The sequence below is a fragment of the Pseudomonas sp. SDO5522_S412 genome (genome assembly GCF_054071215.1).
In genome coordinates, this window is record NZ_JBSVWQ010000005.1 from 42,636 (window position 1) to 56,402 (window position 13,767).

Below are 13,767 nucleotides of genomic sequence, written 5' to 3' on the forward strand. Positions count from 1 at the left end.
GCGACCCATTATCAAAGGATCACCAGCAGCAAATCCTTGATCTCAATACTAGGCAATTAAGGCCAAAAATATTAAAAGACAACTCTTTTAATAAAGTCTTTTCGGCTGCTCTTGGGGACCGGATCATCATAAATAATTTCCCTTCAAGCCCAGCTCATAGCTCATCGAATTTTTGTGACAAGGTTTCAATAGAAATAATTTCCGTCAGCAAAAATTCTGTTGATCTGAGACTAACCATAAGCAACAACGCTTTTATAATTGAGAAGGAATTACCAGCAAAGAGTTAGGCCGGCGTCAAGAGCTGGCCCGAACCTATAAACCTGCGCTAACGCCCCACGACAAGCTGGCCGCCTTATCTAAGTATTTAGAAGTTAGGGATTCCGCCCCAGAACCAACGATGGCAATCGTAAATACTTATGCTTAATACTTGTAGTAAATATTCTGAGACATGCACTTCCGTTCGCACTCTTTTAAATTGAGAAAAAATGAAAGGTCTATGGCTCAGAACAATCGATACATGTCAATGCCAAACACAACACGCACTGAAGCTTTTGAAAGGCTCTCTCATTGATTCCGGAGACACAAATCCAACGTTGCCAAGTGCTGGAAATAAGGAGCCAAGTTTATTAGCGGCTCCACGAATGGCCTGCAGAAACAACACAACGACCAGCAATTACTCCCGCAACTAGATGCACTCATTTAGGCTGCTGCGACGCGGAGCCCCACGCTGACGAGAGACTCAACGTCCTCAACGATGTAGCCGCCAACGCAGCCGATCCCCCCAATGCGCCTCTGCCTCACCCAGCCCCCCAATGCACTTGATCACAGCTGTGCCTCAAACGTACTCCCGTCGCTTCCCCGTAGCCCCCTGATGGATTGGAAGCTCTAACTCCACAAACCAAGTAATACGGGGCATACAGAGAAGATGCCAACAGGGCGTACCACTTTCGTACCACCTTATGTCATGCGGATTAAAGCAGGAACATAAGTATCACTTTGACATCGCCCTGATTTTTTGATAGGTATAAACCTCGAAAATCAATACCAGTTATACGCAACATAAACGACTCCTAACCATGAGCGCCTGCGTTGAAAATAGAACTGCTTATATTAGTTTCTGGGGATGATACATTTTGCAATACCGCCAAATCCTTTAGCGACTTTTTAAAAATCGACTCATTGATATCTATATCACAAAAAAAAATCAGCTATAGAAAATCACCAAATGATCCAGAATTAGTAAGTGCTGAATTTGAAATCCAGACTAATAAAGTAAAGTCTATCAATGAACGCTTTTTTTTAGTTATTTTGGAATGCAATAATGCAGAACATATTGATGAGTTTTCTGAGCTAGTAGACCGTTTAAGGGGAATCGTGGAGCGCATATCTCCAGGAAAATGTACGATCAATACTCTTTGGGATGATGTAGGTCGTATCTACGCAGAACGCTCGTACCCAGTCATCAATGAGATTGAAAATCTGATGCGACGACTCATAGCCCGCTTCATGCTAATCACTGTGGGCATGAAATGGTCAAAAGATGCTATGCATCCTGAGTTATTCTCGCAGATTGAAAACTTTGAAGAAGAAGACCCTTACACTGACGACCTCCAAAAACTTGATTTTATACAACTAAGCGATGTTTTATTTAAGAAGAAAAGAGATATCAGCCTCGACGATCTTGACAAACTACTCCAAACGACAAAGTTCAGCCAAGAAGATAATGAAAAAATACTAAAATACATCCCCAAATCAAACTGGGAAAAATATTTCTCTTCACTCATTGAAGAAAAAGACACAAATCTAGCTACAAAATGGTCTATGCTTTACAAACTGAGAAATAAGGTCGCACATAATCGCAGCATAAAAAAAACAGATTATAAAACCATTATAGGACTGACCTCAGCCATTAGAGACATAATTGGCAAGGCTACGGAAAAACTCAGTGAAATCAATATTAATGAAGAAGACCGCGAGCAAATAATAAACTTCTACCAGCCAGAATCTATTATCGCTAGAGGGCACTTGATCGAGAAAGCAGTTAGTGAATATTATATCGCTGCGGGCTACTCCTTATCCCCTAACTCTAGAGATATGCCTTTTGATTTCATCATAACAAAAGATGAGGAATCCATCGGAGTAGAGGTCAGACATACAAACATGGCCAAAATTCATTTAACTTCCCTAAGTGCGTTACTTAAATTTCGCCAAGCCTGGGCCAACTACCAAAAAGCAACGGGACTAACGAGAATACGCCTAGTTCTTGTTCTAGCAGACTATAGCCCTGAATACTCAATTAAAAATTTTCTAGAGAACCTTAAGCCTTTTAGAGAACACCTTCTTGGGATTATTGAAGTGCACATCGGCAAGGTGGACACAGACAATCGATACATATCACTATTCGAACTAACGATAGGCAAAACATAATTAATCATCTTGACATTTAAAAACTAATTACAAAAAACCAATAGAAAATTTTAAGATCCTTTAATATATATAGCATATCGAGGCTAAGCCTCGCTATGCCACACAATGTTCGCCAATCGGAGCCTGTCGCACGATCAACACCCGGCCCACTACAACCCACTCCCGATTATCTGCCCATTGTTCGCATTCTCAATCCCAGTTAATGCCCTTATACATTGCTCCAGCGCAAGCCATCTCCCGCCACTGCTCCTTCGCCCCCTGATGGATCGGATCATCTAACTCTAGACCCCTCTTCAAGCGTGGCCTGTAGCGTACCCAAGGATAACCAGTACCACTTTCTTACCACCTGCATCAGTTTATCCGCCCTCTCCGCCTCATCAGCGACACGAACATTCGTTGCTATGCTTCAGTTTTTTTAACCGGGTCGACACTGATGACGAGCGAATACTCACTACGGATGTACTGGAAAGGCTGTATGAGAACCAACTTGCATTAGAAGCGGCCATAATGGAGCTAGCATCGTGGGCAGAAGAGAGTGGCGCATCGACGACTGGTGAAAATGTCCGGGGCTCGCTTTACACCGTTGGTGAAAATGCGGGTCATATCAAACAGGGTTTAGTTAGGTTGAAGAAGCTGCATCTACCATGACCGAATTTCTGGTCAGCAGAGGCCGCCTCGCATGTAGTGAGGGGTCGAATCTCTCCTTCACCGCCACATTTAGTAAACGCAAACCACTGATTTTGCTATAAAAATTCGGGGGCTTGTGGTTTTTTGCGTCCAAAAAATAGCCCCATGGGACCACCATGGGACTGGCGCGCTGTTTTGGTGCGAAAAGAATGTAGCTCATTGGTGACGCCTCCCAGGGAAATTTCGCACATTGCAACGAACAGAATTTCCTATAATCCAACTCTCAACGGAGCAGAGAAGAATGAATCAGCAGCAATGGAATGAACGAGCAAGCGATGTAGTGAATGCACACGCCAAAGAGATTCAGGAGCTAAAGGAATTTCAGCTTCACCTCGAAAGAGATAAAGAAGCTGACCTGTTGATGCAACTCAACGAAAAGCAGATGGCGGGTGCCACCAATTACACAAATCTTATTTTGGTCGCTGGGTATGCAGGCCTGTTCGGTTTTTGGTCAACTTTGTCACCGAAACTGCCACCTATGCTCTACGCGCTTTGTGGGCTTCTCGGTTTACTTTCACTGATGCTCTTCATCTCATGGGAAATCATCAAAATGATCTGGGGCAGTATTCATATGGCCAGAACAAACGCGATGATTGAGAGCATGAGAGGGCCTAAACTTCTCCAGTTGTTCCTTGCATCTACGAAAAAATTTCAAATCCGTTCACAACGGGTATGGTGGCTTTTCTTAATCCCATCCTTGCTTAGCGGGCTTAGTGCCGGCTTTCTTTTAGTGGGTTTTTTCTGCTATCAGCTTTGGCAAGCATTTCAATAACGCACGTGACAAACAGAAAGGACTCTCTGCTATGCCGACATACACCGAAAAAGAAAAAGCTCGTTACCTCAATCAAGCGCGGCGCAAAGTGGCCTTGATCCTTCAAGCTACTCGGCAGCAAATCCACCATGCTGAGGTGTTCGCTTGCGGCTATGCCGAAGCGCTGGCCGATGTTGACGCAATCACCCATGAGCAGCGTGCCGACCTGTGCGAATTGGCCAAACAAACTGGCGAGGATCGGATTCGCGAATTTGAAGCCAGAGAGGCGGATCGCTGACCTACGAATACGCACACACGGAAAGGAACGCCCGCCGCCTCGGCCGCTGTGGTTACAATGGGCCACCACTAAAGGAGCGACACCGATGGCCATTGAAGACATTAAGCAACTGCGCAAAGTAAACGGACAGACTCAAGCCCAAGAACTTTTAGATAAAGGCTGGGTGATCCTGGCGGTGTGCGTTTGCCAGGACGGTGCGGATCAGTACGCCGAATACCACCTCGGCCGCGCGGCTGAAGCGGCCAAGCAGCCGAGCCAATTACCAGAAGGTGGCGGCTTTCAGCGGGAAGTCGCCCCGCCGCAGCGTTTCTAATAACGCCGCTTATGTTCAAAAGGCCCCTACACCTAAGCCAGGTGTGGGGGCCTTTTTTATGCCCGCGGAAACCACTACCCCAACCGTTGCCAACGGCAACCATTTGACGCCGTGCATGTGAGAGTGCGGGCGCGTGAACGTAAAGGTTGTGAGCGCAGCGCAATGCAGTACGCAGCTTCAAAAGCGCCTCGCCCTAGGCATCTTTCGCGCTTTCATGTTGACCCACGGGAATGAGGTTAGGAGGGTTAGTTTTTTGCTGGGTGCCCTGAAAGCCTTGTCTATTAAGGCTTTTCGAAGGTTTGGCAAGGTTAGCTTTTCGGTTAGGTCTGGTTATTTCCTAACCTTTGTTAGCGTTAAATATTCAATATATTAATTCCTTTAAAAACAGTTAGTTACGAAATCATAACCTTTGACCTAACCCAATCTAACCCATCAAAGTTAGGTCTCAAGACCAACAAATACGGGCCTTCTAACCCAATCACACCCCCTCAAAAAAAAACTAACCTTTTTCCCGAGGCACCCACAGAATTCAGCCGTCCGTGCGTGCTTATAGGCGTTCCGCAAACCATCCACCCTCGCAGGGTTCCGCAGGGTTCCGCCCCCTCCCAAACTCCAAGCAAGCGCCCAGCCTGAGCCGCCGAGAGTGGTCCGCAGGTCCGCAGAAAAATCGACCCATTTAGCCCGCAGGCGTGGTGGGGGGACGACGGCGCGCGCCGGGTGATGAAGCACGTCACAGTCCCGCATGTAGCACGTCAACTCCTCTGGTTGCGCGACGTAGCACGCCACTGGCCCCACCTCCTACAGCTCGTCGCCCAAAATCCCACAACTTGCCAACCTCGATTACTGTATGAAAAAACAGTATTCGGAATCACACCCCATGAATATCGACGAAGACACCTGCGGGTGGCTTGGCATCCCCACGCCTCTCGAAATGCACAAACAGCACGCCCGCCTACTGGAGAACGAGATCCAGGAACTAAACCTGCAGCTGCGTAAAGCGAGGGAAGACATTCACGGCTTGGTGCAGATGCTGGCTGAGGCCGAAGCAGTAAAGACCCAGTTCAGAGGGTTCCTTGCTGAGAGAGCCGCTGAAGCCGCGACCATGCGCAAGCAAATCGACGTCCTCAGAACATCGGAGGGATCCAGCAAACGCGAAGCCGAAACACTACGCGGAATGCTGAACGACCTGATGTCTCGCCCGAAAACCATCGTCTAAGCTCAGGTTTCGGATTGAGGACTTGGCCATGTGTGGAAGACTTTCCCAGTACAACGGCATTCACGACTTCGTTGCGGCGCTGAGCATGCCCAACGCCCTGGCGAACACCGTGGGTGAGTTACCCCTGGAGCGGTACAACGTAGCGCCGTCCACCCAAGTCGCATTGCTCCACCTGCAGGGTGATCTGCTGCACGCCGACCTGGTGCGCTGGGGATGGCGGCCGCACTGGGCCAAGGATCGCGCCGCGCCGATCAATGCACGCGTAGAGAAGGTCGCCCACGGCCCGTTCTTCCGCGCGATCTGGCCGCACAGGGCAATCACGCCCTTCGATAACTGGTTTGAGTGGGTGGACGAAGGTGGAGCGAAGAAGCAGCCCTACCTGATCCGCAGGCGAGATGGCGCACCAGTGCTGTGCGCCGCCATTGGCCAGCTCCCCGAAAGCGATAAAGGCTCGGGCGAACATGACGGCTTCGTGATCATCACCGCGGACAGTGCCGGCGGCATTGTGGACATTCACGACCGGCGGCCCGTGGTGCTGACGCCGGACCTGGCCCGGGAATGGTTGGATCCGGCCACGCCCAAAGATCGCGCCGAGCAGATGGTGCTGCATCAGGGCGAACCATCCGAAGCTTTTGAATGGTTCCGTGTCATAAAGGATGTGGGGAACGTGAAAAACCAGGGTAGACAATTGATTGAGCCCACACAATTATCCCGTGAGATCCAGGATAAATAATAAAACTACTCATAACATTCAACAGGAAGCGCGTTAATGAACTTCACCACACTTCATCTCGGATTTCTTGATGATTTAACGACGAAAATATTAAAAAGCACTGACGCAAACTTCATCCGCGAAAAACTAAACCTTATACTTGACCACTATCAGATAATAAATTACGAGTTCAGATACAACAAGGCATTTTGGCGAGCACGAAAATGCCCCACCGAAAAAGGATTTTTAAATATATCTGAGCTGGGAAGCCCCCCTATAGCATTGACACAATCGGGGCGGCTTAATGAAGCAAATGACCCGATTTTGTATACGTCCACCAATCAGTATTCAACTCTTATTGAAATCGGCGCAGAAGAAGGGGACTTCATACACATCGTTGCATTTGAGCAATTACCAAATCAAAAAATACGCTGCGGATCCATTGGCGAACTTACCCACATGCACAGGTGGGGATCAGGCTTATCATCCGAAACAGTTGGAAAACTCCTAAATGATTACGTAGGTAAAATGCCGCATGACGTCGGAAAAAGCGTTATTTTCACTGATTCTTTTTTTTCGTCCCTATTGAAAGACAAAGAGGCAAAAAAAAGTGACTACATCCACTCTAGAACTTTAGCCAACTTGATATTCAGCCGAAACCCTAATTTAGATGCGATCATTTACAGCGGAGTAGCTCTTGAGTCATCTCGAAACTATGCATTTAAGCCAAGCTCTGTGGAGCGAACACTAAAAATAGGAGCCACCTTTGTATTGAAAATCAACAAAAAGTACAAATATGGCGCCTATGACTTTGAAGTATTAAGAAACGCAGATGGCGTAGAATCCGATGGGACATTAATATGGTAAATATACAGCAATGTAAACTTCAAGTTCGTCAAGTAAGCCAGCGTCGAGCAAGTATCACTGTACCAACTCGTCGCCTCGTTTACTGCGCGGGTGGGTACTACTTCCCCCCCGTTGGAAGCTCAAATTCCTTGAAGCTGACAACCTCCTCACCCAGCCACTCGTTTACCTGGGCCAGCCTCGCCTGCAACGGCTCCAGCTCGTTGACCGCCCAAACCTCAGCAGCCTCCCGCAACGACCCAAAACCACCCGCGTTCTGCGGCACGATGCCCATCAACTGCGGTGGAATGCGCAACGCCGCGAGCAAGTCGTCGCGGCTGATGTTTTTGATCGAGCTGAATTCGTCCTTCGCCGCAACCTCGCTCACAGGGATGAGCTGAATGCCGTCCTTCTTCCCGGCCGGCGCATACACGAACAGGTTGCGAAAGTTGCCTGGCCCTTTCGAGTTCTTCAGCGCGGTGCGCAGTGAGTCGATGTCCTCTTCCTTCTGCGCCGCATCGGTCATGTACAGGATGAAACCGGCGTGGCTGCCGTTGTTGTAGTACTTACGCCGGAACAAAGTGGCGCTCTCGTTGAGCAGCGCACTTTGCAGCGCTGCCAGCCACTCCGGCAGGCCGTAGATCTCTTGGTTGATATCGGCCTCGCGCAAGTGACAGATCGAACCGGGGGCAAATTCGTGCTCGTCCTTCCAGCCACGCACCTGGTAATAGGTCTCCATGTCCACACCCCGGCGCATGTACTTCGCCAGTGGAGGCAGCAGGCCCATAGTGTTGCGGAGCATGTTGTTGCGCTTTTCCAGGTAGCAGTTGCCACACCAGAGCCAGTCCAGGGCGAACTGCTCAAAGGCTTGACGGCTCAACAGCCGGTGGGGAACGAACGTGCGGGCGAGCATGTTGCGCTTGAAGTTCAGCCCCGACTGGAGGTACACGCTGGCCCTGGTCGTTTTCGCCAAGCCGTCCATGGACATCGGGGTTTCAAACCAACGCCCGTTGGCCCAGCACTCCAGATAGTCGAGGATCTCCCGGCTATCCAGTACGGGAGCGGGATCACCGAAAGTGAACGCTTCAACCGGCCCGGACTCAGGCGGCAGCAAGTCCCCTTCAATGGTTGGCTGAGCGGTGGCCAGCTGGGTACCGCGCTTACGTCTGCTCATCAGTAGGACTCCATAAATCCGGTGTTCGCCGTGGTCTGCCCTTCAAGGGGTTCGTTGTGCAGTGCGTGGAACAGCGCCCACGCCAGGTCGGCATGGCCCGTCTCGTCTGTGCGACCGGCCGTGTAAGTGAACATGCGCCCGGAGGCGGTGATTGTTTTGCGGATAGCCATCAATGACTGGGCCATATCCGTCCAGCCTGCATCGAATTCCAGACGGCCGTTTTTGATGACGTCATAAGCCTTCAGCACCAGGCGGGTTTTGACCTCGGGCGAGTAGCTGAATGTGGTGATGTTCGGGAAGAACTGCTTCACCAGCTGCGCCACGCCGGAACCCATGCCGGTGATATCGATCCCGATGTAGGTCACCCAGTAGCGTCGGGTGACCTGGCGAATGGCTTCGGCCTGGGCGGCAAAGTCCATGCCGCGGAACTGGTGTTTCTCCAGCACCCTGAACTTGCCGCCAGGCACCATGGGCGGGCCGATTACCACCAAGCCAGCGCTGTCACCATTCTCTGCTGGGTCGTAACCCACCCAGACCTGACGATCCCCGAACGGACGCGCGGCAAACGGTTTGTAGTCCTCGGCCCAAAGGTCCCAACTGTCCACCATGCACGGCTGCAACATCGCAAGCGGGAAGATGCTCGCCCCGTCGTCGATGAACTGGCACATCAGCAGGTTCTGGAATGCCTCGGCGTCGTACTCCTGGCGCAGCTCGTCGAGGTCGAACAGGTCGCAGCCACGGTCTTCCGCGTCGAGGATGGTGACGATTTGCCGCCAGACCCGGTCCTCACACAACCGTCCCTGCTGCAGCGCGTCATGGGAGACATCGATTTTGACCCGTTGCGCCGCCGGTTTGCCTTTGTTGAACCGCTCGCCCGTCCAGAACGTATAAGCCTCGTGCGCCATGCTGGAAGGCGTCGAAAAGTAGGTCCGGCGGTACTGCTTCTGCATCGCCATGCCGCTGGCTACTTTGTTGAGTTCCTTGAACTTGAACGTCCAGAAGAATTCGTCGAAGTAGAAATTGCCGTGGTAGCCCTGCGCGGTTCGGGCGTTGGTGCCCAGGAAATGCAGCTCCGCACCATTCCCAAGGATGATCGGGTCGCCCGTCAGCTCGACACCCACCACCTCGCGGGCAAAGGCCTGAATATAGGCCTTGAAGATATGCGCCTGGTTTTTCGAGGCCGACAGGAATATCTGGTTGCGGCCAGTCGTCAGCGCATCGATCAGCGCTTCGCGGGCGAAGTAGTACGTCGCGCCGATCTGTCGTGATTTGAGGATCGCTCGGGTTCGCTGGTTACCCGCTTTGTACCAATCCAACTGATAACCGAAGCAGCCGTCAATGAACGCCTCGGTCAGTTTTTCGACGTGTTCTTCGTCGAACTCGTTGCGCTTCGGTGCCTTCTTCGGCCCCTCGTTGCGCTTGGCCAGGTTCGGATTCAGCTCGGTTTCGGTACCGCCGTCGTTGAAACGCTGAATGCGGGCTTGCCGCTCCAGCTGGCGGTGCAGCAGGTCAATTTCCTTGTAGTCCGATCCTGACTTGGGGTCCTTCAGGATCAACTGCACCAGGCGGGCCTCGGTCGCGGCCTGGATACGCTCCAGAGGTGTCGCCCGGTCCCATTCGTCGCGGGCCTTCCAGCTGTGCAGGGTCTTTTCTTTCTCCCCAATCAGCTCTGCGATCTCGCACACGCGATAGCCCTGCCAATACAGGTGCTTGGCATGGCGGCGGTGATCAGTGGGCAATTCGACGATGGCATTCATGGCGCAGATGCTGCCGCCCGCGCGCGAACAGTTCTTGCTCCCGTCCTTGTAGTCTCGCGATCTACAACAGTGCCTCGTTGCCCGTCGCGCTCGCGCTCAACAACATGCGCTCATCGCCAAGGCACACAGCCACCGCTCTGAGGATTCATGCATGGCCGGCAAAACCGACAACCCAGGCAAAAAACAGCTCTCCAAGTTCTTCCGCGTCGCCGTCGAAGGCGCCACCACCGACGGTCGCCAGATCGAACGGCAATGGCTGGTCGATGCCGCCGAGACCTACAGCCAGAACACCTACGGTGCGCGGGTGTGGATCGAGCATATGCGCAGCCTGCTGCCAGACAGCCCATTCCGTGCTTACGGTGACGTGGTCGCGCTGAAGACTGAAGAAGTCGATATTGCCGGGGCCAAAAAGCTCGCCCTGTTTGCCCAGATTGAGCCGACCGCCGACCTGGTCACGATGAACAAGGCACGGCAAAAAATGTACACCAGCATCGAGATTCGTCCGAAGTTCGCCGACACCGGGCGGGCCTACCTGGACGGCATCGCGGTTACCGATACCCCTGCCAGCCTGGGCACCGAGATGCTGACGTTCAGCGCTCAACACCCGGACATGAACCCACTGGCAGCCCGTAAGCGCGATCCTGGCAACCTGTTTTCCGAGGCTGTCGAGATCGAACTTGAATTCGAAGAAGTTGAGGACGAAAGCGGAAAGGTCGTAGGCCTGTTCACCCGCGTTCTCGAACTCCTCGGCAAGAGCAAGGACAAGGAAGGCAAGGACGCCGCTCTATTCACTGAACTCGGCGAAGCCGTCGAGGCCATGGCGGAGCATGTCGCCAGCCAGGGCGAAACCTTCGCCGCCGAAAAGTCCGCCCGCGAAAAGTTGCAGATCGCCCACGACAAGCTGTCCGCCGACTTCTCGGCACTGGTTACTCAGCTCGAAAAAACCCCGGACACCACTGGACAAAAAACGCAGCACTCCGTTCGCCCGCCGGCTACGGGCGGTGACGGCGCGCTCGTCACCGACTGCTGATCCACCAAACGGACAACACCCAGCCAAGGAACATCGGAGAACACCATGCGTAACGATACCCGCGTCATGTACAACGCCTACCTGCAACAACTCGCGCAACTGCATGGCGTGAGCGACGTCACCACAAAATTTACCGCCGCACCGAGCGTGGCCCAGACCCTGGAAACCCGTATCCAGGAGTCCAGCGCCTTCCTCAGCGCCATCAATGTGTTTGGCGTGTCCGAGCAGTCGGGTGAAAAAATCGGCATCGGTATCGACGGCACCATCGCCAGCACCACCGACACAACCGTCAAGGACCGCGAGCCGCGCGACCCGAGCGGACTGGACAACCGTGGGTACGTCTGCACCCAGACCAACTTCGACACCGGCATCCGTTACCAGAAGCTGGATCAGTGGGCCAAGTTCAAGGACTTCCAGGCGCGTATTCGCGACGCCATCATCAAGGCCCAGGCACTCAACCGGATCATGATCGGCTGGAACGGCACCAGTCGTGCCGCCACCTCCAACCCGACGCTCAACCAACTGTTGCAGGACGTCAACGTTGGCTGGCTGGAGAAAATGCGCCTGGAAAACCCTGCTCGTGTGATGAAGGAAGTCGTCGACGGCAGCGGAAAGATCCAGATCGGCGCCGGCAAGGACTTCGAAAATATCGACGCCCTGGTCGTGAGCATGGTCAACGAGTTCATCGAGCCCTGGTATCAAGAAGACACCGACCTGGTGGTGATCTGCGGTCGCCAACTGTTGGCCGACAAGTACTTCCCGATCATCAACAAAACCCAGGCGCCGACCGAAATGCTCGCGGCCGATATCGTCACCAGCCAGAAACGTATCGGTAACTTGCCCGCAGTGCGCGTGCCGCACTTCCCGCCCAACGGCCTGCTGGTGACCCGCCTCGACAACCTGTCGATCTACTGGCAGGAAAACACCCGGCGCCGCACCGTCGTCGACAACGCCAAACGCGACCGCATCGAGAACTTCGAATCGGTCAACGAAAGCTATGTGATTGAAGACCTGGGCTGCGCTGCCATGGCCGAAAACATCACTCTGAGCTGAGGCGGGCAACCATGACCAATCCTTGCCGCCGCCACTTCCAGCGCGTCACAGCAGCCGTTGCAGCGGCTGCCGTGGCCGGTCCTGCGATGACCATGGAAGGCGCATCTGTTTACGAGCTGCACCTCGCCAAGCTCCAGCAAGACTATCTGCGCCTGAAACAGGTGCAATCGACCGAAGGCAAGGCGGAACTGAAACGGCAATTGCTGCCTGAGTATGTCCCCTACGTGGAAGGTGTTCTCGCCGAAGGCAAAGGCGCCCAGGACCAGGTGCTGACCACGTTGATGGTCTGGCGCATGGACGCCACAGACTTTGCCGGTGCCCTAGACATTGCGGAATACGTGATCCACCACGCGCTGCTGATGCCTGACCGCTTCGAACGCACCACCGGCACCATCGTCGCGGAAGAAATCGCCGAAGTGGCGCTGAAAGCGCAGAAGGCCGGCGGAACCTTTGATCTGGATCTGCTGCTACGCACCGAGCAGATCGCAGGTGACGAGGACATGCCGGATCAGGCCAAGGCCAAGCTGCACCTGGCACTGGGTAAGGCGTATGCCGAGAAAGTTTCCGACGAGGATCCAGCAGGAAACCGCCTGATCGTCCTCGGCACTCTGGAGTCCGCCAAAACCCACTTGGCCCGCGCCATCGAGCTGAACACCAACTGCGGTGGCAAGAAGGATCTGGAGCGCGTTGAGCGCCTCCTCAAAAAATTTGCTGCTCCCAGCAGCTAACTGAGCGTCCCCACGCACCCCGCCGGCTCGGGGCGGATCGGCCAGGCCGCTCCTCCTGAACGTGAAGCCCCGACCACCGGCGACCCATTTTTGAGTGCTGTTCCATGAGCGCATTTGTAGCCAGCGGCCCAGTCACCGGCGGTCACATCAACACTGACCCGTTCTGGCCCTCAATAGACCTTGAGCAGCTCCGCGCCACTCTACGCATCGACAACAGCGTCACCCCCGCTCGCCTGGAAACGGCCGTAATCGCTGCAGCGATCAATCTCAATCGCGAGCTGAAGTTGTGGAAGGCCCAACAACTGGCCGCAGGCTACACCACGCTGGCCGACGTCCCTGACGACAAAATCAACGATGTATCGGTCCAGGCTCACCTGTACCGGCGTGCGATCGAGGCCGGTACCGGCGCCGAAGTCTGCGAGCGGTACCGCGACTACAGCGCAACCAATACAGGCAACGATAAAGCCGAAGATGTCGCCCCGACCATCGACGACTACCGCCGCGATCTGCGCTGGGCTGTCCGTGACTTTCTCGGCATCAGCCGCACCACCGTGGAGCTGATCTGATGCCTGTCGCCGTCCGCGCCAATCAGAACGACACCGTCGACGCCCTCTGCTGGCGCCACTACGGCCGCACTGCAGGCGTAACCGAGGCAGTACTTGAAGCGAACCCAGGCCTGGCCGACCACGGCCCAATCCTGCCGCAAGGCCTTGTCGTCAACATGCCCGAAGTCCAAACCAGCGCGCCCCAGCGGCAGATGGTGAACCTATGGGACTGA

14 protein-coding genes and 1 pseudogene are annotated in these 13,767 nt (G+C 53.6%); 13 read left to right on the top strand and 2 right to left on the bottom strand.

From position 1 onward, the window contains the following. Positions 1 to 1,089 precede the first annotated feature (1,089 nt). The 8 genes and pseudogenes from ACW9I6_RS02490 to ACW9I6_RS02525 all read left to right on the top strand — a co-directional run bounded on the left by ACW9I6_RS02490 (position 1,090) and on the right by ACW9I6_RS02525 (position 7,271). Positions 1,090 to 2,427, top strand: coding sequence for a hypothetical protein (locus tag ACW9I6_RS02490; RefSeq protein ID WP_457338813.1), 1,338 nt, complete (start codon positions 1,090 to 1,092; stop codon positions 2,425 to 2,427). Between the two features lie 433 nt (positions 2,428 to 2,860). After that, a pseudogene (locus ACW9I6_RS02495) lies at positions 2,861 to 3,075 on the top strand (hypothetical protein). A 280-nt stretch (positions 3,076 to 3,355) separates the two neighbouring features. After that, positions 3,356 to 3,886, top strand: a complete 531-nt coding sequence (locus ACW9I6_RS02500) for a hypothetical protein (RefSeq protein ID WP_457338814.1) — start codon at positions 3,356 to 3,358, stop codon at positions 3,884 to 3,886. Positions 3,887 to 3,917: 31 nt separating this feature from the next. Next, positions 3,918 to 4,163 carry a hypothetical protein gene (locus ACW9I6_RS02505; RefSeq protein WP_457338815.1) on the top strand — a complete coding sequence of 82 codons (246 nt, stop codon included), beginning with the start codon at positions 3,918 to 3,920 and terminating at the stop codon, positions 4,161 to 4,163. Positions 4,164 to 4,248: 85 nt separating this feature from the next. Further along, the gene (locus tag ACW9I6_RS02510; RefSeq protein WP_457338816.1) at positions 4,249 to 4,476 is read left to right on the top strand and encodes a hypothetical protein; all 228 of its coding nucleotides are present in this window, start codon (positions 4,249 to 4,251) and stop codon (positions 4,474 to 4,476) included. Positions 4,477 to 5,353: 877 nt separating this feature from the next. Then, positions 5,354 to 5,692, top strand: coding sequence for a hypothetical protein (locus tag ACW9I6_RS02515; protein ID WP_457338817.1), 339 nt, complete (start codon positions 5,354 to 5,356; stop codon positions 5,690 to 5,692). Positions 5,693 to 5,720: 28 nt separating this feature from the next. Continuing rightward, the gene (locus ACW9I6_RS02520; protein ID WP_457338818.1) at positions 5,721 to 6,425 is read left to right on the top strand and encodes an SOS response-associated peptidase family protein; all 705 of its coding nucleotides are present in this window, start codon (positions 5,721 to 5,723) and stop codon (positions 6,423 to 6,425) included. Positions 6,426 to 6,461: 36 nt separating this feature from the next. Next, positions 6,462 to 7,271 carry a hypothetical protein gene (locus ACW9I6_RS02525; protein ID WP_457338819.1) on the top strand — a complete coding sequence of 270 codons (810 nt, stop codon included), beginning with the start codon at positions 6,462 to 6,464 and terminating at the stop codon, positions 7,269 to 7,271. A gap of 97 nt (positions 7,272 to 7,368) precedes the next feature. Here the strand turns inward: ACW9I6_RS02525 and ACW9I6_RS02530 are convergent, their stop codons facing one another. Both ACW9I6_RS02530 and ACW9I6_RS02535 read right to left on the bottom strand, forming a co-directional pair. Next, positions 7,369 to 8,421 (bottom strand): phage portal protein, encoded by a 1,053-nt coding sequence (locus ACW9I6_RS02530; RefSeq protein WP_102604845.1) that lies wholly within the window; start codon positions 8,419 to 8,421, stop codon positions 7,369 to 7,371. Then, positions 8,421 to 10,178, bottom strand: a complete 1,758-nt coding sequence (locus tag ACW9I6_RS02535) for a terminase ATPase subunit family protein (RefSeq protein WP_102604844.1) — start codon at positions 10,176 to 10,178, stop codon at positions 8,421 to 8,423. The genes ACW9I6_RS02530 and ACW9I6_RS02535 overlap by 1 nt, the downstream gene beginning before the upstream one ends. 151 nt (positions 10,179 to 10,329) lie before the next feature. Here ACW9I6_RS02535 and ACW9I6_RS02540 point away from each other — a divergent pair, with 151 nt between their 5' ends. The 5 genes from ACW9I6_RS02540 (at position 10,330) to ACW9I6_RS02560 (ending at position 13,767) form a co-directional block, all read left to right on the top strand. After that, on the top strand, positions 10,330 to 11,208 hold the full coding sequence (locus ACW9I6_RS02540) for a GPO family capsid scaffolding protein (protein ID WP_457338820.1): 879 nt from the start codon (positions 10,330 to 10,332) through the stop codon (positions 11,206 to 11,208). Positions 11,209 to 11,253: 45 nt separating this feature from the next. After that, positions 11,254 to 12,261, top strand: a complete 1,008-nt coding sequence (locus ACW9I6_RS02545) for a phage major capsid protein, P2 family (protein WP_102604842.1) — start codon at positions 11,254 to 11,256, stop codon at positions 12,259 to 12,261. Between the two features lie 11 nt (positions 12,262 to 12,272). Then, the gene (locus tag ACW9I6_RS02550) at positions 12,273 to 12,989 is read left to right on the top strand and encodes a phage terminase small subunit (protein WP_102604841.1); all 717 of its coding nucleotides are present in this window, start codon (positions 12,273 to 12,275) and stop codon (positions 12,987 to 12,989) included. A gap of 104 nt (positions 12,990 to 13,093) precedes the next feature. Next, complete coding sequence (locus ACW9I6_RS02555; RefSeq protein ID WP_177036295.1) at positions 13,094 to 13,555, top strand: head completion/stabilization protein; 462 nt, start codon at positions 13,094 to 13,096, stop codon at positions 13,553 to 13,555. Further along, the gene (locus ACW9I6_RS02560; protein WP_017477259.1) at positions 13,555 to 13,767 is read left to right on the top strand and encodes a tail protein X; all 213 of its coding nucleotides are present in this window, start codon (positions 13,555 to 13,557) and stop codon (positions 13,765 to 13,767) included. The genes ACW9I6_RS02555 and ACW9I6_RS02560 overlap by 1 nt, the downstream gene beginning before the upstream one ends.

Coding starts and splice junctions, on each gene's coding strand:
- ACW9I6_RS02550 (WP_102604841.1), top strand. CDS start 12,273: ATGACCAATCCTTGCCGCCGCCACTTCCAGCGCGTCACAGCAGCCGTT.
- ACW9I6_RS02535 (WP_102604844.1), bottom strand. CDS start 10,178: ATGAATGCCATCGTCGAATTGCCCACTGATCACCGCCGCCATGCCAAG.
- ACW9I6_RS02505 (WP_457338815.1), top strand. CDS start 3,918: ATGCCGACATACACCGAAAAAGAAAAAGCTCGTTACCTCAATCAAGCG.
- ACW9I6_RS02515 (WP_457338817.1), top strand. CDS start 5,354: ATGAATATCGACGAAGACACCTGCGGGTGGCTTGGCATCCCCACGCCT.
- ACW9I6_RS02500 (WP_457338814.1), top strand. CDS start 3,356: ATGAATCAGCAGCAATGGAATGAACGAGCAAGCGATGTAGTGAATGCA.
- ACW9I6_RS02560 (WP_017477259.1), top strand. CDS start 13,555: ATGCCTGTCGCCGTCCGCGCCAATCAGAACGACACCGTCGACGCCCTC.
- ACW9I6_RS02520 (WP_457338818.1), top strand. CDS start 5,721: ATGTGTGGAAGACTTTCCCAGTACAACGGCATTCACGACTTCGTTGCG.
- ACW9I6_RS02510 (WP_457338816.1), top strand. CDS start 4,249: ATGGCCATTGAAGACATTAAGCAACTGCGCAAAGTAAACGGACAGACT.
- ACW9I6_RS02540 (WP_457338820.1), top strand. CDS start 10,330: ATGGCCGGCAAAACCGACAACCCAGGCAAAAAACAGCTCTCCAAGTTC.
- ACW9I6_RS02530 (WP_102604845.1), bottom strand. CDS start 8,421: ATGAGCAGACGTAAGCGCGGTACCCAGCTGGCCACCGCTCAGCCAACC.
- ACW9I6_RS02545 (WP_102604842.1), top strand. CDS start 11,254: ATGCGTAACGATACCCGCGTCATGTACAACGCCTACCTGCAACAACTC.
- ACW9I6_RS02525 (WP_457338819.1), top strand. CDS start 6,462: ATGAACTTCACCACACTTCATCTCGGATTTCTTGATGATTTAACGACG.
- ACW9I6_RS02555 (WP_177036295.1), top strand. CDS start 13,094: ATGAGCGCATTTGTAGCCAGCGGCCCAGTCACCGGCGGTCACATCAAC.